Here is a 17,782-nt window from a genome sequence, read left to right as displayed (position 1 = left end):
GCACGAATGTGTTAGGGCCAGAGCCCCAAATCCACCCTATCCACCGACCAAATCACCAAATTCGCGCATAAATTCTGCGCTGTCGAAATAATCACGCCATTTGGCGATCTTGCCATCATCATTCAGTTCAAACGTGCCCATCACGCGAATGGTCCGGCGTTTGCCCTTCATTTCAAACCAATCTGTGCGTTCGGTGAGGACGACGTTCCCGTTTGCGGCGATGTGATGCATGTCAAATCCGCACGCTTCGACACCGGGAAAGGCGTCCATTTTGGCGCGGACGGCTGGGACCCCGGTGACGGTCGACAACGGCACATCGGTCCATTCAACATCCTCGGCCATAAACGAATAAATCTTCTCAAGATTGTATTCGTCCCACGCAGCGATGAAGGCGGTGATGGTTTCGATGGGCGTCATGATTTCTCTCCGGCGGTGAATGTGAGCGCCTGTGCAAGCATTTGGCGCACATGCGGGTTTGTGTAGGTTTGCGGCGCATCGCCAAACTGTAAATAGACTAGGGGTGCATTCCCCACTTGTTTGTGCCACGCGACCAGGTTGCTGGCAGGGGGGTGGTCCCACCCTTCATTGGAATACAGCGTCCCCGAAATGCCTAATGCAGCGGAATAAAAATCGTCGCGGGTGAAGGCATAGTCAGAGCGCACCAAAGGCTCGACATCCGCTTCGAAGATTTCTGCCAGATACAGCTCGTCGCAGACGGGAAATTCCGATGGAAGCCCCGCCGTAACAGGGTGGTCTGCAACCACCTTGGCCGTGTAATCGACGTCGTGGCGATAACCGGAATCGAGCACTTTCTCTCCACGCACTTCGCCCGGCGTGTAAAGGAACCGTCCGCCCAACATTTCATGCCATTCGGGCCAATCTGCCCAACCGGCCAACGCATGATGCATCGCAACCGCGCCGCGGCCGCTTTCAAACCGCTCCACAATGGCGCGGCGAAATTCCGGCGATGGCGGCCGTGATGTGACCCAATCATCTGCAAAAGTGTAACCACCCATATCGTAGAAAAGCATCGCGTCCGCTTCCCGCGCCGCGCCGTTTGCTACGGCCTCTTCGGCTTCGGGATGGAGCAAATGGGTGACGTCCCAGTCGCCCACATTGTGGATGAGCTCGTCAAAGGGCTCTTCTTCATATGGATGGCCCCACGACAAAACGAGAAGCGAGCGTTTCTGCGCCGCGGATGTCATGCGATTTTGAGGATCATCTTGCCATCATTGGTCCCGGCGAACAGGCGCATGAAACTGTCAAAGGCGTTCTCGAGCCCTTCATCGATATGTTCATCAATGGTGAGTTTGCCGGCTGCGGCCCACTCGCCCATTTTCACCGCACCTTCGCCAAAGCGTTCGACATAATCCGCAACCAACAAGCCCCGGATGGAGGCGCGCTTCACGATTAGTTGCCAAATGTTGCGCGCGCCGCGCGGGTCAGTGTTGTATTCGCTGATCAAACCGCAAAGGCCGATGCGCGCATAGAGATTCAAATTCATCAACCCTGCATCCAGGATCGCGCCGCCAACATTTTCGAAGATTACATCGACGCCGTCTGGCGCGGCCTCTGCGATGGCAGCGGTCAAGGATGCTTCGTCTTTGCCGCGATAATCGATCGCTGCATCAAACCCGTATTTCTCCGTCAGGCGAGCGCATTTTTCCGGTCCACCGGCGATGCCGACCGCACGGCAGCCATGCAATTTGGCCAACTGACCCACCAACGACCCAACCGCACCCGCAGCGCCAGAGACGAGAACCGTGTCGCCCTCTTTTGGTTCGCACACTTCGAGGAAACCGAAATAGGCCGTCATTCCCACCGCACCAAAAATCGAAAGGTAATTGGTCACGCTCGGCACCAATGATGCATCAATCGGTTGGGTGAACCCACCGATTTGGCTGATCGAATAATCTTCAAGCGCGTTGAGCCCCATGACCCATTGGCCGGGCTCAAACCCTTCCGCCCGACTTTCTTCGACGACGCCAATGGTGCTGGCCCGCATGGATGCGCCCAGCGGAACCGGGGGCATGTAGTTTCCGCTGGCATCCATCCAACCGCGCATCGCCGGATCAAGCGACGCGTAATGATTGCGGATCAGAAATTCTCCCTCGGCCAATTGAGGGGTGGCTTCCGTTATCAACTCAAAATCTTCTCGAACCGGCTCACCGTCCGGGCGGCGTTGCAAAAGGAAGCGGCGATTTTCTGGCATATGTGGTCCTTTGATGGATGTGATGAGGCGCAGGCCTAGGAAGTTACGGAAATTAAGCAGGGACCAGTTTCACAGGGATCGCGCTTTGTAGGCTTTGGCCCGTGATGGGATCGAAATCGACCACTTCACTGGTCAGTCGGTTTGTCGATGAGCCGCGTTCGCGCACATCGTCTTTTGTGGCGTCCACATCGCCATAGGCATGGGCCATGGAAACCAGGCCTCGGCGCACCTTGTTGCTTGATTTCACAACGCCATGGATTGTTGCGTGCGGGCTGGTGATCGCGACAATACCGTCTTCCTCAAGACCCAATTGAGCGATGTCATCCGGGTGAATATAGGCGGGGTTGGTTGTCGTTTTTTCGCGCAGTTTCTTGAGCGGGTGCCCGATTGAATTGAACCGCGTTTTGGAACGCCGGCTGATCAACTTGAACTCAAAACCGGCCCGCGCTGGGGCATCGTCGGCATAGCGTAGCAATTCTGCTGGCATATCGCCCGCACCCAATCCAAACCGGTTAAACTCGCTTTCCTCGACCGCTTCGACAACAGGGTGTCTGTCGGGATAGAGCACGGCGCTGCCACCCAATTTGGCCGCGTCCTTGCGAACTTCGCTGGGGGGTACGATGCATCCGGCGGTCATCAGATCGAGGAACGTTTCCTTTGACGGCTTTTCATCCATCGGCAGCGGCCCACCGGCAAGCTGCATCGTAACGCCCAATTTGTGCGCCAAGGTCCAAAACATTTCATATTCGTCGATGACATCGCCCGGCGGTGTCGCAACCGCTTCAACATAACGGGCATAGGGTTCTTCGTGCCACCATTCCGACAGGTTGGAGATGTCTTCGCGTTCAAGACATTGAGACGGAGCCAAGACCACATCGGCGCGTTTGGCGCTTGCGCTCATCCATGGATCGATTTGCACAAACATATCCAAATCGTCGAGCGCCCGAACCATCTTCACCTGATCGGGGAAGCCAACGACGGGGTTGCCGCCAACCGAAATGAGAACACGGACTTGGCCGTCGCCGGGCGTCAAGATCTCATCAGCTAAAACGTTGCAGGGCATTTCCACGCCCAATTGGCCTAAGCCGCGGAACCGAGATTTCTCCATTCCTTCGGCGCCAAACATGGGCACATTGGGGCCAACTTGGGCACGCCGTGGACCGTTGATATTGGTAAAGATACCGGGGATCGCGGCTTTCTCACCTTCTTGTTTGAACCGCGCGCACACGGTGTTGAGACAGGTCACAAGATACTCGGTCAACGTCCCGTTCCCGGCCATTTCTGGACCGGTTCCTGTGACCGCGCACCCCTTCGATCCGCCCGCGAAGATTCGGGCGGCCGCTATCAATTGGTCCGCGTCAACACCGGCCCGCGCCGCCGCGGCATCTGGTGCGAACGGTTCGACCGCAGCGGTCAATTCTTCAAAGCCATCGACATGCGCGGCGACGAAATTGCGGTCGTACAATTCTTCTTTGATGATCACATGCAGCATCCCGGCGAGCAAAGCCGGATCTTCGCCCGGCTTCACCGGCAAATAGATATCGGCCAATCGCGCCACGTCGCTTTCGCGTGGATCGGCGACAATCACTTTCATGCCGCGTTCTTTGGCATCCCGGATGCGTCGCGACGGGCTAAAGGGTGGGACGCCGCCAGGGGGAGAATAATGCGAAACGATCGGGTTGTTGCCCACCAAGAGAGCGACGTCGCTTTCCGAAAATGTGTTCGTACCGCCCATCCATTTGCCATAGCGTGCGGTCGTGAAAACCTTCGCCGGCTGGTCCAACGTGACAGAAGTGTAGAAATTTCGCGTCCCTATCGCTTGAGCAAAGCTAAGCGATGCGGCCATTGCTGCGCTGTTTTGATAGCCGCCTGAACCCATAAAGACCGCGACCGAATTGGGCCCATGTTCCGCGATCACTCGGCGAATTTCGTCGGCCACATGCTCCAACGCTTGGGGCATTGCGGTTTCTTGGAATTCGCCCGCATCGTTGCGGATTAGGCTGTGATGCAGGCGGTGCTCTGCATTGTGCGAATCGGGCAATTCGCGGCCCTTTAGACAGGTGTATCCGCCAAATGCCGGATCATCTTTGTCGCCGCGCACTTCGATAACTTTGCCGTTCTCTACGTCCACTTCCATCGCACAATTTGCATGACAGAACCGACAGAACGTTTTGCGAGTCTCAACACCCATCACATTTCTCCTCAACCCTGAAGATACCAAAGCGTGTGCGCTCAGCGACTGGTACTTTTGGCCGTAGTGATGGGGGCGTCCTGCCCGCATTAGAGGGCAATAAAGGAGATTTTCCATGCCCACGACTTCTCGCCAATGGCTCTTGAACGGTCACCCACGCGGACGCGGCATCGCCAGCGACGATTTCAAACTGGTCGATACTCAATTGCCCGATCCTGGCCCGGGAGAGATGGTGTTAGCGACGCGTTTCTTAGGGTTTGACCCGGCGCAAAAGGGCTGGATGGAAAACATCGCCGACTATGTGGCGCCCATGGCGATCGGCGACGTGATGCGCGGCAGCGGTATTTGCGAAGTGGTTGAAAGCAATGCCGGAAAATACGCCGTTGGCGACTTTGTGTTCGGCACCACCGGTTGGACCGAATATCTTGTCCATGATGGTGAAGGATTGACCAAAGTGGAGACCGCTTTGTCGCCGACCGCGGTTCTTTCGGTTTTGGGGACTACGGGGCTGACCGCGTACTGCGGATTGTTCAAAGTCGGCAAACCTGTCGCCGGTGACACCGTTTTGGTGTCAGGTGCGGCGGGCGCAACCGGTAGCGTGGTTGGTCAATTGGCCAAAATTGCTGGGTGCCGCGCTGTTGGCATCGCGGGCGGCAAGGAAAAATGCGAATGGCTCGTGAAAGAAGCGGGATACGACGCCGCAATTGATTACAAAGCGGGCGACGTGAAAGCGCAAATCAGAGAACATTGCCCTCGCGGCGTCGATGTGATTTTCGACAATGTCGGCGGCACGATCTTGGACGATATGCTGGCCAACATCGCCACCAATGCGCGCGTAGTCATTTGCGGTGGCATATCGCGTTATGAATCGGGCGGCCTGCCCACGGGGCCTGGCAATTATTTCAACCTGATCTTTCGCCGGGCAAGCATGGCCGGGTTCATTGTCCTTGATTGGGCCAGTGAGTTTGCGGCTATTCGAAAGCGGCTCGAAGGGTTCGTTGATGATGGCAGCCTGAAATACCAAGAGGATATTCAGCACGGCTTTGAAAACGCGCCCGACACTTTGCAACGTTTGTTCGTGGGCAAAAACCGCGGCAAACAGATGCTCAAGCTTTAGGGTTGATCATCGCCCAGATCGGCGGGGCGGTTCACATTCATCAGCGGCGGGTCGAACGCGATCCGCCGCGCGTTCACCTGTTCAGCAAAACCATACAGGGCACGCCCACCTTGGGCGAGAAACGCGTCCAACTCTTTGCAAAGCGGCGCGGGCCACAATCCGATCACGGGTTGATTTTCGACGATGGCGGCCCGGTTCACTGTGTCCGCGCCGGTCAGTGTTTGGCAAAGATCAACCGGCAAATCGGGGGCGTCGACTCCAGTCGATAGGACGTGTGTGTAGCCATGATGATGTGCGTGGTTCAACGCCGCACAAAGGCCGCCCAAAGGCCCCAAATCGCCGTTTGGGCGATCTTCGAGGCAGGAAAAATCGGGATCTACACGGCCGCACAAGACAACCGCATTGGTCTGGCCGCGCAATGAGCGGGCAACGCAGTCGATAAGGCGCTCTCCACGATAGAGCGCCTGCGCCTTATCGCTGCCAAAGCGCCTTGCCTTTCCACCGGCCAAGATCGCACCCAAAATTCTCACTCACGCCCCTTACCGCAAAGGCTTTGGCAAATCGTGTCAGTCAAACGCCTCGGTCGCTTCGCCTTGAGCGTTGTAGACCGGACCTTCCATGTCGACACGGTATTTCTTGCTGGCGGCGGCGGTCAGACCGAATGTGCCGATGTGATCGCGCATTCCGGCATAAGCGGCGTTGGCAAAATGATGCGCCAGCGCCTCTTCGCTTTCCCATTCTTCAAAGACGTTGACCCGCGCGGGATCGTTGCCATCCGCGCTCCATTCGTAATGGTTGCACCCGTCTTGGGCGAGAGCGGCATCGATATGCGGCTTTGCGCTGGCGAGGGCTTCGGCGCGCTGTGCCGGATCAAGGTCAATTTGAGCGGCGATGACAATTTTGGCCATGGGCTTATCCTTCCTGTGGGTTGTATTCGGCGATGACTTGAAACGCGCGTTTGGTGTAGACCCATTGGCCGTCGCGCTTTTCCAATTCATCGGTGTAAAGTCCGCCCAACATCCGTGTTGTGCCGTCTTTGCCTTTCAACACCTCTTGCGTTTGGCACCGCGATGTCGCCGTGTTGCCGTCGACCTCGATAGAGGCGGGCACGCATTGAAAGCTGACCGCTTCAAAATTGGACATTGCGCCCAGCCACACTTCTACGATGGCTTCGCGTCCCTTCAATTGCATGCCCAAGAAATCCCAATCGGCATCGTCTGCCCAGACCGATCCCCATGTTTCCGCGTCAAAGCGGACGACCCCGTCGCCATAAACTTCGTGCAGTTCGCGAATCGCCAGCCGGTCTTCAATCGGTCCTTTGAACATCGTGTCTCTCCGTTTTGATTGCATCTGGCTATCGGGCGGTCGGGCGGGTTGGACAATGAACACTTTTGGGAAGGGTGGGGAAGAGCCCCGCATGGTAGACCTTTGTTGAAGACATAAGTGCAACGAATATGCGCAACACATAGGAGATCATGATGGGCCAACTCGAAGGTAAAACCGCAGTCATTATTGGCGCAGCAAACCCTGGAAATATGGGTCAGGTGATCGCGCGCCTTTTCGCCAGCGAAGGCGCCAAAGTGATGGTCGCGGGACGCAAAGAGGAGCCGCTTGCGGCTTTGGCTGAAGAGATTGGCGGATCTTATGGGCTGTGCGACATTACCCAACGCGATGATGTGCACGCGCTGGCGGCCAAAGCCACATCGGAGTTTGGCCGCGTCGATGCCGCGATCAATTGCACTGGTTGGGCGCTTCTTTCCAACTTGCTGGAAACAACCGAAGAAGAATTGGACACGATCGCGGACCTTCAGTTCAAAGGCGTGCACCACTTCCTTCAAGCATTCGTTCAAGCGATGAGCGATCAAGCGCCCACGGGGGGATCGATCATCTCTCTTTCATCGGCGACGACCAAATGCCTGATCAACAACCACGCCGCCTATATCGGCACAAAGCGCGCGGGCGAGGGGATGATCGAATGCGTTGCCAATGATTTTGGTCACTTAGGCATCAAAGCGAACAGTGTGTCGCCTGCCTTCACGCAAAGCCCGATGACAGAAGGCGCATTTGCTACACCGGGTCTGGTGGATGCGTTTTTGCCGAAATACCCATTGGGACGGCTCAACACATCGGAAGACGTTGCGCATGCTTGTTTGTGGTTGTGCAGCGATCACGCGTTTGTGACGGGCCAAAACATCCAACCAAACGGCGGCGTGACTATCCGCGGCAATCCGCAGGCAAAAGACATCGAAGCCGCCGTGGGCGCTGCGATGGCCAAAGCGGCCGAATAATCAACCTAGAGCGGGTTCGGTTTTTGCGGGGTTGTTGAGCCAGCTTTCCGCTTTGCTCAGCGTGTCGAAGAACACCACGGCGTCGTTGCGCCCGGTCACGCGTGCAATTTGCATGCGCTGCGTAACGCTTTGCAAAACGCACGCGCCGCGTCGCATGCCGTTGTCCATGAACCACGCGAAAATCCGTACCGTGTTTTGCGCGCGATCTTGAGGCATGACCGGGGTGTCGGAAAAATCCGTTAGCAAATCCCAATCATCGCCAGCCGCCCGCAAGCGTTGAACTTTTGACGTCAATTCTTCGAAAAATGCCGCAGGGTCTTGGTCCATTTCTCCGCTGAACGTCAGCGTCAAACGACGTTGGCGACTATCGGCGATAATGGAATACATGCGACCTCCTGTGCGAAGCCCATTCCATATCCAATATTGGTTAAGGCTTGCCTAAAACTGGGCGGTTCCCCCATCGACGCTTAAATTGGCTCCTGTGATGCCGGCCCCTTCTTTCGAAGCCAACAACAACGCCATGGCCGCGATCTCTTCGACGGTGTTAGGCCGTTTGATCGCTGCTTCGGATGCGAACATCGTGATCATGTCGTCAAACTCCATCCCCATCGCTTTTGCGGTTTCAGGTCCGTTGTTTTTGATGATGTCGGTCACCACAAGTCCCGGGCAAATCGTGTTTACAGTGACGCCTGCTTCGCCCACTTCACGCGCCAACGATTTGGTCAATCCGTTTACCGCGTGTTTGGCCGCAGTGTACGCGGTAAAGACGGGCTTGCCGTGCTTTCCTTCCATGGAAGACATGTTGATAATCCGGCCATCGCCTTTGTCGATCATCGGGGGCAAGGCGCGGCGACAGGCCCAGAATGTCGAATAGACGTTCCACTTCATCGCTTCATCAAAGGCTTCGTCCGAAAGGTTGACCAACGGTTGAAGGTCACCTGCGCCGCCGGCATTGTTGACGAGAATATCGATCGTACCAAACGTATCCACGACGGTGTCGATAAACCCTTCCACGTCGCCTTGGTCCATCACATCCCCTGCGACAAAGACGACGCGGTCTTTCCCCGGGCGGTCCACCCGCAATTCTTCAACCACGCGGGCGCCTTTTTCCGGATTGCGCGCGAATAGGGCGACTTTTGCCCCTTCAGCCAAGAACGCTTCTGCGATGCCGCGGCCTAAACCTGCCGTGCCACCAGTGATCGCTGCGACTTTGCCTTCGAGTTTCAAGTCCCGATTCATGCCAATTCTCCTTTACCTCTATGCCTAGCGAAGAGTCATACCGGGTGCACATTGCCAAAATGAGCAATTGCGGGGGGCGTTTGCGGCATGATTAAACGCGGAATGGAAACAGTGGACATTATCATTCTGGGCTGTGGCCCTGCTGGCATGACGGCGGCGTTGGCCGCCCACGAAGCGGGTGCAAGCGTGGCGTTGATCGAACGGTTTGACCGTATCGGGGGGACCGGTGCGATCTCTGGTGGCGTCATTTGGGTCGCGGACAATCCGCGCCAACGCGCGGCAGGTATGGCCGATAGCAAAGAAGAGGCGCTCGCCTATTTCCGAAGTCTCGACCATGGCGATTTGGTGGATGAAACGCTTGAGGCTTTTGTGGAATCGGGCCCAGATGCGCTGGAGTTTTTGGAAGATGCGGGTGCGCTTAAAGTGGCGCTGCTTGATCGGTATCCCGACTATTATTTGGATCGCCCCGGGGCCAAGCCTGAAGGCGGGCGCGCGCTGGACCATGATCTCTTTGCCCTAGGCGCGTTGGGCGAATGGGCGGACCGGATCACCGCCATCGAAGAGCCAAAGCCGATGATGCTGCGCGAAACGCCATTGGGCGGCGGCAGTGGGGTGGTGCCGCCCGAAGAATTGGGCCGGCGGATAGCCAACAATGAACGCGGTTTTGGCCAGGCGATGGTCGCGCGATTGCTAAAGGCGTGTCTGGATCGCGGCATTGAACCGATTTTGGAGGTGGAGACCAAGCGGTTGGCTAAAACCGATGGGCGCATCACCGGCATCGAAGGAACGCGCAAGGGGGAGCCATTTTCTCTTGCTGCGCGCAACGGAGTGATCATCACGACCGGCGGTTTTGAATGGGATGAGGACAAGCGACAAACGTTCCTGCGAGGGCCAATTGATGCCCCGGCCAGTCCGCCGACGGCACGCGGCGAAGGTCATACATTGGCGATGGAAAGCGGCGCAAAATTGGGCAACATGACTCAAGCATGGTGGGCGCCAACACTGGCGGTTCCCGATGCGCCGTGGTCAAACGATCAATTCAACGGCGAAGAAAGGGCGATGCCCGTCCTGATTGAACGGACCGTTCCGCATTCGATCATGGTCAACGCCAAGGGCGAGAGGTTTTGCAACGAAGCGGCCAATTACTCCGCCTTGGCCGGGGCGTTTCACCAGTTCGACCCGCAAACCTATGATTACCCAAACCTTCCGGCATGGCTGATCTTTGATGAAGATTACGTCGATCGCTATCCGATTGGGCCGCGTCTACCGGGCCAACCGGTGCCCGACTGGGTCATCCGTGCCGAAACCTTGGATCAATTGGCCAGTGCAATCGGCGTTCCTGCATCCGGTTTGAACGCCACGGTTTCCCGATTCAATGGCTTTGCAAAAGACGGTGAAGATCGCGATTTTGAACGCGGGACGAGCGCATATGATCACTTCTACGGCGATCGCACCCGCGAAGGGACAGCGGTCACATTGGGGGCGATCGAACGGGCGCCCTATTACGCTGTTGAAATTCGCATGGGATTGCTGGGCACGAATGGAGGCGCGCGCACCGATGGTAATGCGCGGATTTTGGGCCATGATGGTGAACCGATCACAGGCCTGTTTGGCGCTGGTAACGCGATCGCCTGCCCGACAGGTGGGATCTATGCCGGGGCGGGCGGAACATTGGGCCCGGCCTTAACGTTTGGCTATCTTGCCGGGCGCAGCGCAGCGCGCGCGAACGGTTGACCCGCTGACTACTTCTGCTTGGGCTCAAACTCGATATGCAGCTCTTTTAACGATCTCAGCAAGAAGTGCGGATGATACTCAAATGTGTTCTTGCCTGCAGCAAAATGCATGTCGTCAAACCGATCAACAACGGCGGTGAAACCCCAGATCAATTCCCGCCGCGCCAATGGGGCGCCCAAACAATGGTGGGTGCCTGACCCAAACCCCATATGAGCACCCGCTTTAGGGCGGTTGAGGTCCAGTTTCTGCGGCGCGTCAAAAGTGCGTTCATCGCGGTTGGCCGCGGCAAAGCGGACGTTGATCATAGAGCCAGCGGGTATTGTCACGCCGGATAATTCGGTGTCTTCGCGTACAAATCTCATCAACGATTGGACCGGGCTTTCTAGGCGCACGACCTCTTCGACAAATGTTTTCATGTAGCGGTCAGGATCGGATTTCAATTGATGCCAAACATCTTTGTTTTCGATCAACAATTTCATCCCAGCCGCCAAAGCATTGGTGGTCGTTTCGCTGCCGCCGACAAAGGTATCGGCCATCATTTCGCCGTGCAGTTCATTGTCCGTGAGAGTGCGGCCCCATTCTTCGATCACGGTGTTGACCAACACGCTAATCAAACTGTCATCGGGGTTCTCGCGGAGCCGCTCAAAGATGGGTTGAAAATAGTGCTGAGCCTCTATCTCTCGGTCGACCATCTCCATGTGGCGGTCTTCGGGTAGCATGAGCGAAATGCGTTGAAAGAACGCGTCGGTCCAGCGTTTGATCCGCCACATATCCTCTCGCTTTGCGCCCATTTGTTCGCCGATAATGAACAACGGCAGCGGCACGCAAAACTGCTTTACCCATTCGCAGTGACCATCATCGATAAAGCCATCGATCAATTGGTAAGCCAACGTTTCGACGTGATGGTCGATTTCTTTGATGCGCGATGGTTTGAACGCTTGATTGAACATGGCGCGCATTTGTTTGTGATTGGGATCATCTCGACCGTTTAGCGTTGGGGCTGGGACCCATCCTTTCTCCGCGAAACGCGCGGCGACCATCTCGCCGCGTTGAACATTGCCCGCGCTGGCGCGGAATGGCGTATCGGCGGCGGAGCTGGGAAAGCGGGTGGGATCCATCAAGACTTCGCGCACATCATCATAGCGAGAAACGACGAACATATCGGTGCCCGGTATCGCGTAGACAGGCGCATCGTCGCGCAATTGTTTGTACGCGTCATACGGGCATTGTTGCAGCCCAGGATCGAACAAGTTGATGTTGGGGCTGTCCGCTGGCTGCGCTGTTCCTGCCTTGGTGGTCATGGTTCCCTCCCGAAATTGCTTGTGGCTTTCATGCCGTGATCGGGCCGATAGTCGGGATCATCAACTGGCGGATTGAGGAGGGGCGGCGTGTCAGACACCAAGGATCAAGTCATACAGGAATTGATCGACAAACAGGCGATTGGCGATGTGATTCAACGATATTGCCGCACGCTCGATTGGCTAGACGCCGAAGGGCAGGCGAGTTGTTATTGGCCCGATGCAGAAATTGAGTACGGCTTTTTCACCGGTGCGGCGAAGGACTTTTTGTCGGTGGTCATGGAAACCGAACGATCGCTTGCGCGGCGATGGCATATGCTGTCATCGCCTCTCATTCGGTTTCATTCCAACACAGCCGCCAGCAGCGAATGTTACGGCATTTTTGGCGGTGGCCGATTGCAAGAAGATGGCACAATTGGCGGCGATTTGATCGGCGGGCGTTATCTCGATGAGTGGGAGAAACGCGACCATGACAAAGGCCCCGAATGGCGCATTTCGGCGCGGACATATATTGTCGATTGGAAAAGCCCATTGCGCGACCAGCCGGGATTTGAGCCGGACCCCGATTTTCCGCTGCCCACGTTCAAGATCGATGGGCCGGATCATCCGAAATACCGCAAATTGTAACGCGGCTATTTTTTCTGAAATGCCCCGATCCGTTCATGCATGTCGGGGCCGCGCCCTTCGCCGTCCATCCATTCGCGGATCAAACCGTCATCGGTGGGCCTGCCGTCGGCTTGATCCAACAATCGCTTTATGGCGGCGTGGCTAAAGTGGCTTTGCGCAGCGATCTGTTCTGCGAGCCGGGTGATTTCTGCATCGAACGCCTCATCCGGGACGGTAAACTCCGCAAGTCCGATACGGACCGCTTCTTGTGCGCCGAACATTTCGGCGGTGAACATTAATCGTTTTGCCGTGGCCAATCCCACACGCCGCGGCAATCGAACACTCATCCCCCATACCGGGGTCAGTGCAAATTTGGCGTGGGTGTCGCCAAATCGGGCGGTGTCGCTTGCCATGATGAAATCCGCGGCCAATGCCACTTCGAGTGCGCCGGTGTAGCAATGACCATGGACCGCGGCGACGACCGGGATCGGGAGCTTTCCGAGCAAGCGCAGCGTTTCTGAATGCCACCCTTTGCTCGGCGGTGTTTCGCCCTCCGCAATGCCACCCAGGTCATGACCGGCAGAGAAACACTTTCCCGCGCCGCGCAAGACAACACAGCCAATTCCGGTGCTATCGGCGAGATCCGCGACATGCGCGCGCAATTCGGCAAACATTTCTACGTTCAAGGAATTGAGTTTTTCGGGACGGTTCAAGGTTAGCTGCACCCAACCTCCGAAATCCTCACGCAAGACCAGCTGAGTCATCTATTCCTCCCGAAATTGGCGCGGCTGCAACGGCCGCGCCTTTGTACTTATAATGTTGAATGGCTTGATCATGATCCGCCCAATGCGCGGACAGGATCGGAACCGTCCCAACCGTCGGCCGCGTTCTGCACGAAATTGTAAAATCCCAACAGGGTTTCGTTGGGTTCGTACATTTCGATCATATGGCCAAGGCTCGCGGTTGCATCAACAAATGCAAATCGCGTCCCATCCAGTGTTTCGGATAATTGTGCGAGAGGGAAGCCACGTGCTTCGAAATCGGCGATCGCCGTGTCGAGCCTGTCGACGAATACGGCCATATGATGCAGCCCATAGCGGCCTGATTGCAATGGGTAGAGATCGCGCATCGCACTGGGTTCGTTGCCGTGTTGCATTACGAATTCGATCATCACATCGCCCCATTGACCGTAAGCAGACGAATGGTCGAACCGGCGTTCGATGCCGCGATGCATGCTGTGCGTTAAAGCGATATGACGCAATGTGAAGAACGGGCCAGAACCAAATTGTTCGCTATGGGCGCGCGCCGCCCGTTCAATGTCAGGCACGAAATAGGCGACCTGTCTTATCGCAAGATCGCCCAACATACGCATCAATTCACCGCGCGATCTTTCCCTTCCCAATAGGGTGCTCGCAATTCACGGCGGAGGATTTTCCCAGATGGATTGCGAGGTAGTTCGTCGATAAAATCTATCGATTTGGGGCACTTGTATCCGGCAATATGTTCACGCGAGTGCGCGATGAGATCGGCTTGGCTTAATGTCTCGCCTTCCTTCACAACGACGCAGGCTTTGACCTCTTCGCCCCATTTTTCACTGGGCACCCCGATAACGGCAACATCGGCAACCTTGGGATGCGCATAAACGGCGTTTTCGACCTCAGCCGGGTAGATGTTTTCACCGCCGGATATGATCATGTCTTTCACCCGGTCATGGATGTAGAGATAGCCGTCTTCGTCCAAATATCCCGCATCGCCCGTGCGCAACCATCCATCGGCGTCGATAGTTTCGGTGGTCGCGCCCGGGTTGTTCCAATACCGGCTCATATTCTTAGAAGACCGCGTGGCAATTTCGCCAACCGCGTTCGCAGCCACTTCGTTGCCCTGTTCGTCGATGATTTTGACCTCAACGCCTGCCAGAGGGGTCCCCACGCTTCGCATTCTGGGTGATCCTTCGGGGACGTGATCTTCTGGATCAAGCGCGACGATTGTGCCACTCGTTTCCGTCATCCCATACATTTGGACAAAGCCGCATCCAAGGACTTCCATCGCTTCGCGCATCAATTCCAATGGGATCGGTGAGGCCCCGTAGGTCACGTATTTCAGGCGACTGAAATCGACATCTTTGACTCGCGGATGGTTGAGCAAAATTTGAATCGCCGCCGGCACTAAGAAGATCTTTGAGATGTTGAAATTCTCAATCAGATCGAGCGCCTTGGTCGGATCATATTCGGGCAGGACGATGGAATTCGATCCAGCGACCATTGTGCCCAACCCAGTGCCGGTCCCGCTTATGTGGAAACACGGCATGGCCAGCAATGTTACGTCGCCTTCGACTGGCTCCTGCCAATCCCGCATATCTGCGCTTTCATCGCCGTCCTCGGTTGATCCGCGGCTCGACAAGATTGACCCATGCGTCATCACGGCGCCTTTGGGGCGTCCTGTTGTACCCGACGTGTACAATTGCAGCGCATCATCGTGCAGGCCGATATCAATCAGGATAGGATCGGCCGGAAAACCATCGCGCCAATTGCGATAATCAGGTCCATCGTGATCGGGTGCTTCTATACCGATAATGTGTTCGATCAACGGTGTGTCGCCGCGCACTTGGGCGACCATATCGGCAAAACCTTCGCCTACGAAAACGATACGCGTTTGCGCGTTGTCCAAAATATAGGCGACCTCTGGTGGGGCTAATCGCCAATTCACTGGGGTCATCACCGCGCCAATCTTGGCCGCGCCTAACAACGCTTCGAAATAAAGCGGGTGGTTCTTTCCCAGGAACGAGACGCGCTCTCCTTTGGTCACACCCATGCTGGCCAAAGCGTGGGCGACCCGATTGCTGCCTGTATCGAGGTCGGCAAAGGACATCGTCTCATCGCCGAAAGTGAACGCGTCCTTGTCAGGTGTTAGTCGCGCGTGTTCGCGTACGATGTCGCAAAAAGAGTTGGCTTCGATCATAAAGTCATTTCCCATAATGTGCGGACGCTACGCGTGGCTTCGCTTTGGTGGCATTGGCACTATTCATAGCGGTTTGATTGCGCCGGGTCGGTGTAGGGTGATGGAATGACAGAAATTGAACCTCCTGCTGGATTTGACTCTGCCGGTTTTTCGCCCGGTTTCCTCGATCATGGCGGGCCCTATTTCCTAAAGGAACAGGGCTCCGATCCGCAATTGGTTGGCCTGCGTATTTGTGCCCATCACATCAATTATCAGGACAGCGCCCATGGCGGCGTGATCTCAACCTTTGCCGATGTAGCTTTAAGCCACGCGGTCTACGATGCAGAACGGCCAAGGTTGGCGCCGTCGACCATCACCATTCAAGTCAATTACCTGAAAGGCGCCAAATTGGGCGATTGGTTGGAAGCGCGCGTGCGGTTGGATCGCTTGGGCGGGCGCACGGCATACACATCTGGCGAGATTACAATCGATGGCGTGTGCATCGCGACCATGACGGGCGTATTTGCGATAAAGCGGGGTTAGTCTCGACGATCTTAACCAAGGAGGCGGGTGACCACGGGCGTCGATGGGTCGGTTTCATTGTGCGCCCCGCATGATCCCTCTGGTAAATCTGACAGATCGACGCCTTCGACCGCGCGGAATTCGCGCCAGTCATAAACGCCGGTTCGGTGCGCAATGCGCCATTCGCCATCATCTCCGTCGCCCCGTTTCTCGAAGCGGTCGATATATCGACCAGCGATCACAGCGGAATAGACCTCGCCTTTATCTGGGAAAACCTCAGGCACCGGATAGCCCGCCGGAACAGTGTGCATAGCGGTCATATAGGTTTCGGTGTGGCAAGTATTTTCATCGGAGAATGCATAGAGGATTTGACCCAGTTGATGCTGCGTTGCGAGGCAAGGGTCGAGGATTCCGCGCGCTTGATCCACGAATTCGCGCCACCCACCAGAGATCAGTCCGAATTGAAATTGAGCATCGTCATGAAACAAATGGTCCATCATCCCCCAACGGCGACGGTCAAGCGCGTGAGCATAGGCTGCGATTATATCCTGAATGGCTGCGCGATCTTCTAACGTTCCCATCATTTTTAAAGCTCCACGATAACTTTGCCGATATTGCCCCCGGTGAAGAGCTTCTCATACGCCAATAATGTGTTTTCAAGGCCCTGTGTCACATCATAGGGCATCACCAATTCACCGGCCTCATACCATTCGCGAAGCCGCTTCGTCAGTCGCTCCCCTTGGTCCATGAAATCGGGGCTGAAAAACCCTTCGACCCTTAGGCGCCGCATCAAAATTTGATCGAATTCGCGCGGCGCCGTGCGGGTGTTGCTGCTGTAATCGTTCAACAAACCGCACACGGCGATACGCCCGTAATGGTTCATATGGGTGAGCACTTCGTCGAGCACCGGGCCGCCGACATTGTCGAAATAGACGTCAAAGCCGCCATCAGCGGGACAGGCACCATCCAATTGCGCGGCAAGGTCTCCCGATTTGTAATCGAGCGCTCCCGCGATCCCAAGATCGTCTGTAAGGAACCGGCACTTATCCGCGCCGCCCGCAATGCCCCATGCGTCACATCCCAAAAGCTTTGCGATCTGCACCGCCAAAATCCCGGTTGCGCCGGCGGCTGCGGATACCAGCACGCGTTCACCCGGTTTTGCCGCGCCCGTTTCTTCCACACCCCAAAGCGCAGTCCAACCGTTCATGCCAAGCGGGCCAAACCATGCGCGTTTGTCGTCAACACTCGGGTCAAGGATGACCGCTCCGCTCATTACGGCGTCGACTTGGCTCAATTCGCCCCACACGCCAAAGGCGCGCACCAAATCGCCGGTTGCAAACCCTTCCGCGCGACTGGTGATCACTTCGCCGACGACTAAACCGGTCATCGGGCTGCCGGTGGGCAATGGCGGTTGATAGCCGTCTTCGCGATCGGTCAGCCAAAGCCGCGTGCCAGCATCCATGGAAAGCATGATGTTGCGGATCAAAATCTCGCCATCGCCAATCGGCGGCACTGCCTCCTCAACCAACGCCAACGCGTTGGCAAAGTTGATGCCATCGGGGCGGTTTTCGATGCGCCAATATCGGTTTTGCATATCCACCTTGTCCGGTTGTCGCGCCGCCGCGACAAGCCGCGCTT

20 protein-coding genes are annotated in these 17,782 nt (G+C 56.4%); 5 read left to right on the top strand and 15 right to left on the bottom strand.

What is annotated here, in order from left to right; genetic code table 11:
* Window positions 1-36: 36 nt before the first annotated feature.
* From BQ8290_RS08730 to BQ8290_RS08715, 4 genes are read right to left on the bottom strand one after another with little or no spacing between them, the layout of a single operon-like run.
* A complete protein-coding gene (locus BQ8290_RS08730; protein ID WP_108789364.1) occupies window positions 37-417 on the bottom strand; it encodes a limonene-1,2-epoxide hydrolase family protein in 381 nt (126 codons plus the stop codon).
* Window positions 414-1,205, bottom strand: a complete 792-nt coding sequence (locus tag BQ8290_RS08725; RefSeq protein ID WP_108789362.1) for a ThuA domain-containing protein — start codon at window positions 1,203-1,205, stop codon at window positions 414-416. Before BQ8290_RS08725 ends, BQ8290_RS08730 begins: the two co-directional genes overlap by 4 nt.
* Window positions 1,202-2,212 carry a zinc-binding dehydrogenase gene (locus BQ8290_RS08720; RefSeq protein WP_108789360.1) on the bottom strand — a complete coding sequence of 337 codons (1,011 nt, stop codon included), beginning with the start codon at window positions 2,210-2,212 and terminating at the stop codon, window positions 1,202-1,204. Before BQ8290_RS08720 ends, BQ8290_RS08725 begins: the two co-directional genes overlap by 4 nt.
* A 52-nt stretch (window positions 2,213-2,264) precedes the next feature.
* On the bottom strand, window positions 2,265-4,403 hold the full coding sequence (locus BQ8290_RS08715; RefSeq protein ID WP_108789358.1) for a molybdopterin-dependent oxidoreductase: 2,139 nt from the start codon (window positions 4,401-4,403) through the stop codon (window positions 2,265-2,267).
* A gap of 115 nt (window positions 4,404-4,518) precedes the next feature.
* Here BQ8290_RS08715 and BQ8290_RS08710 point away from each other — a divergent pair, with 115 nt between their 5' ends.
* On the top strand, window positions 4,519-5,520 hold the full coding sequence (locus BQ8290_RS08710; protein WP_108789356.1) for a zinc-binding dehydrogenase: 1,002 nt from the start codon (window positions 4,519-4,521) through the stop codon (window positions 5,518-5,520).
* Here BQ8290_RS08710 and mobA read toward each other — a convergent pair.
* From mobA to BQ8290_RS08695, 3 genes are read right to left on the bottom strand one after another with little or no spacing between them, the layout of a single operon-like run.
* The gene (gene mobA / locus BQ8290_RS08705) at window positions 5,517-6,050 is read right to left on the bottom strand and encodes an NTP transferase domain-containing protein (RefSeq protein ID WP_108789354.1); all 534 of its coding nucleotides are present in this window, start codon (window positions 6,048-6,050) and stop codon (window positions 5,517-5,519) included. The genes BQ8290_RS08710 and mobA overlap by 4 nt on opposite strands.
* Window positions 6,051-6,086: 36 nt before the next feature.
* Window positions 6,087-6,428 (bottom strand): putative quinol monooxygenase, encoded by a 342-nt coding sequence (locus tag BQ8290_RS08700; RefSeq protein ID WP_337661252.1) that lies wholly within the window; start codon window positions 6,426-6,428, stop codon window positions 6,087-6,089.
* Window positions 6,429-6,432: 4 nt separating this feature from the next.
* A complete protein-coding gene (locus BQ8290_RS08695; RefSeq protein WP_108789350.1) occupies window positions 6,433-6,846 on the bottom strand; it encodes a nuclear transport factor 2 family protein in 414 nt (137 codons plus the stop codon).
* 149 nt (window positions 6,847-6,995) lie between these two features.
* Here BQ8290_RS08695 and BQ8290_RS08690 point away from each other — a divergent pair, with 149 nt between their 5' ends.
* Window positions 6,996-7,808 (top strand): SDR family NAD(P)-dependent oxidoreductase, encoded by an 813-nt coding sequence (locus tag BQ8290_RS08690; protein ID WP_337661251.1) that lies wholly within the window; start codon window positions 6,996-6,998, stop codon window positions 7,806-7,808.
* On the opposite strand, the gene BQ8290_RS08685 is transcribed toward BQ8290_RS08690, so the two are convergent.
* The gene (locus BQ8290_RS08685) at window positions 7,809-8,195 is read right to left on the bottom strand and encodes a hypothetical protein (RefSeq protein WP_108789348.1); all 387 of its coding nucleotides are present in this window, start codon (window positions 8,193-8,195) and stop codon (window positions 7,809-7,811) included.
* A gap of 51 nt (window positions 8,196-8,246) precedes the next feature.
* Window positions 8,247-9,047, bottom strand: a complete 801-nt coding sequence (locus BQ8290_RS08680) for an SDR family NAD(P)-dependent oxidoreductase (protein WP_337661250.1) — start codon at window positions 9,045-9,047, stop codon at window positions 8,247-8,249.
* An 87-nt stretch (window positions 9,048-9,134) separates the two neighbouring features.
* Between BQ8290_RS08680 and BQ8290_RS08675 the strand changes: the two genes are divergently transcribed.
* Window positions 9,135-10,781, top strand: coding sequence for an FAD-dependent oxidoreductase (locus tag BQ8290_RS08675; protein ID WP_108789346.1), 1,647 nt, complete (start codon window positions 9,135-9,137; stop codon window positions 10,779-10,781).
* A gap of 8 nt (window positions 10,782-10,789) precedes the next feature.
* Here the strand turns inward: BQ8290_RS08675 and BQ8290_RS08670 are convergent, their stop codons facing one another.
* On the bottom strand, window positions 10,790-12,082 hold the full coding sequence (locus tag BQ8290_RS08670) for a cytochrome P450 (protein WP_108789344.1): 1,293 nt from the start codon (window positions 12,080-12,082) through the stop codon (window positions 10,790-10,792).
* A gap of 87 nt (window positions 12,083-12,169) precedes the next feature.
* Here BQ8290_RS08670 and BQ8290_RS08665 point away from each other — a divergent pair, with 87 nt between their 5' ends.
* Entirely contained in the window at window positions 12,170-12,706 is a 537-nt protein-coding gene (locus BQ8290_RS08665; RefSeq protein ID WP_337661249.1) for a nuclear transport factor 2 family protein, read from the top strand.
* 5 nt (window positions 12,707-12,711) lie between these two features.
* Here the strand turns inward: BQ8290_RS08665 and BQ8290_RS08660 are convergent, their stop codons facing one another.
* From BQ8290_RS08660 to BQ8290_RS08650, 3 genes are all read right to left on the bottom strand, one after another.
* Window positions 12,712-13,449 (bottom strand): enoyl-CoA hydratase-related protein, encoded by a 738-nt coding sequence (locus tag BQ8290_RS08660; protein ID WP_108789340.1) that lies wholly within the window; start codon window positions 13,447-13,449, stop codon window positions 12,712-12,714.
* A 68-nt stretch (window positions 13,450-13,517) separates the two neighbouring features.
* Window positions 13,518-14,057: a VOC family protein gene (locus tag BQ8290_RS08655; protein ID WP_337661248.1), complete on the bottom strand. Its 540-nt coding sequence runs from the start codon at window positions 14,055-14,057 to the stop codon at window positions 13,518-13,520.
* A complete protein-coding gene (locus BQ8290_RS08650) occupies window positions 14,057-15,643 on the bottom strand; it encodes a fatty acid--CoA ligase (protein ID WP_337661247.1) in 1,587 nt (528 codons plus the stop codon). The genes BQ8290_RS08655 and BQ8290_RS08650 overlap by 1 nt, the downstream gene beginning before the upstream one ends.
* Window positions 15,644-15,748: 105 nt before the next feature.
* On the opposite strand from BQ8290_RS08650, the gene BQ8290_RS08645 reads away from it, so the two are divergent.
* Window positions 15,749-16,165 carry a hotdog domain-containing protein gene (locus BQ8290_RS08645; RefSeq protein ID WP_108789336.1) on the top strand — a complete coding sequence of 139 codons (417 nt, stop codon included), beginning with the start codon at window positions 15,749-15,751 and terminating at the stop codon, window positions 16,163-16,165.
* A gap of 11 nt (window positions 16,166-16,176) precedes the next feature.
* Here BQ8290_RS08645 and BQ8290_RS08640 read toward each other — a convergent pair whose 3' ends face one another.
* Both BQ8290_RS08640 and BQ8290_RS08635 read right to left on the bottom strand, forming a co-directional pair.
* The gene (locus tag BQ8290_RS08640) at window positions 16,177-16,728 is read right to left on the bottom strand and encodes a nuclear transport factor 2 family protein (RefSeq protein WP_337661246.1); all 552 of its coding nucleotides are present in this window, start codon (window positions 16,726-16,728) and stop codon (window positions 16,177-16,179) included.
* A gap of 2 nt (window positions 16,729-16,730) precedes the next feature.
* Window positions 16,731-17,738, bottom strand: a complete 1,008-nt coding sequence (locus BQ8290_RS08635) for a zinc-binding dehydrogenase (protein WP_108789334.1) — start codon at window positions 17,736-17,738, stop codon at window positions 16,731-16,733.
* Window positions 17,739-17,782: the final 44 nt, after the last annotated feature.

Origin of the sequence: Erythrobacter sp. Alg231-14 (genome assembly GCF_900149685.1) — a bacterium.
In the GTDB taxonomy this organism is placed as follows: domain Bacteria; phylum Pseudomonadota; class Alphaproteobacteria; order Sphingomonadales; family Sphingomonadaceae; genus Erythrobacter.
Note: the sequence above shows the minus strand (reverse complement) of the source record. Positions and strands in the feature narration are given on the sequence as shown.

What these genes read in the sequence shown, in the direction of transcription:
- BQ8290_RS08730 (WP_108789364.1), bottom strand. Translation starts at nt 417, where the DNA reads ATGACGCCCATCGAAACCATCACCGCCTTCATCGCTGCGTGGGACGAA.
- BQ8290_RS08725 (WP_108789362.1), bottom strand. Translation starts at nt 1,205, where the DNA reads ATGACATCCGCGGCGCAGAAACGCTCGCTTCTCGTTTTGTCGTGGGGC.
- BQ8290_RS08720 (WP_108789360.1), bottom strand. Translation starts at nt 2,212, where the DNA reads ATGCCAGAAAATCGCCGCTTCCTTTTGCAACGCCGCCCGGACGGTGAG.
- BQ8290_RS08715 (WP_108789358.1), bottom strand. Translation starts at nt 4,403, where the DNA reads ATGGGTGTTGAGACTCGCAAAACGTTCTGTCGGTTCTGTCATGCAAAT.
- BQ8290_RS08710 (WP_108789356.1), top strand. Translation starts at nt 4,519, where the DNA reads ATGCCCACGACTTCTCGCCAATGGCTCTTGAACGGTCACCCACGCGGA.
- BQ8290_RS08700 (WP_337661252.1), bottom strand. Translation starts at nt 6,428, where the DNA reads ATGGCCAAAATTGTCATCGCCGCTCAAATTGACCTTGATCCGGCACAG.
- BQ8290_RS08695 (WP_108789350.1), bottom strand. Translation starts at nt 6,846, where the DNA reads ATGTTCAAAGGACCGATTGAAGACCGGCTGGCGATTCGCGAACTGCAC.
- BQ8290_RS08690 (WP_337661251.1), top strand. Translation starts at nt 6,996, where the DNA reads ATGATGGGCCAACTCGAAGGTAAAACCGCAGTCATTATTGGCGCAGCA.
- BQ8290_RS08685 (WP_108789348.1), bottom strand. Translation starts at nt 8,195, where the DNA reads ATGTATTCCATTATCGCCGATAGTCGCCAACGTCGTTTGACGCTGACG.
- BQ8290_RS08680 (WP_337661250.1), bottom strand. Translation starts at nt 9,047, where the DNA reads ATGAATCGGGACTTGAAACTCGAAGGCAAAGTCGCAGCGATCACTGGT.
- BQ8290_RS08675 (WP_108789346.1), top strand. Translation starts at nt 9,135, where the DNA reads ATGATTAAACGCGGAATGGAAACAGTGGACATTATCATTCTGGGCTGT.
- BQ8290_RS08670 (WP_108789344.1), bottom strand. Translation starts at nt 12,082, where the DNA reads ATGACCACCAAGGCAGGAACAGCGCAGCCAGCGGACAGCCCCAACATC.
- BQ8290_RS08660 (WP_108789340.1), bottom strand. Translation starts at nt 13,449, where the DNA reads ATGACTCAGCTGGTCTTGCGTGAGGATTTCGGAGGTTGGGTGCAGCTA.
- BQ8290_RS08655 (WP_337661248.1), bottom strand. Translation starts at nt 14,057, where the DNA reads ATGCGTATGTTGGGCGATCTTGCGATAAGACAGGTCGCCTATTTCGTG.
- BQ8290_RS08650 (WP_337661247.1), bottom strand. Translation starts at nt 15,643, where the DNA reads ATGATCGAAGCCAACTCTTTTTGCGACATCGTACGCGAACACGCGCGA.
- BQ8290_RS08645 (WP_108789336.1), top strand. Translation starts at nt 15,749, where the DNA reads ATGACAGAAATTGAACCTCCTGCTGGATTTGACTCTGCCGGTTTTTCG.
- BQ8290_RS08640 (WP_337661246.1), bottom strand. Translation starts at nt 16,728, where the DNA reads ATGATGGGAACGTTAGAAGATCGCGCAGCCATTCAGGATATAATCGCA.
- BQ8290_RS08635 (WP_108789334.1), bottom strand. Translation starts at nt 17,738, where the DNA reads ATGCAAAACCGATATTGGCGCATCGAAAACCGCCCCGATGGCATCAAC.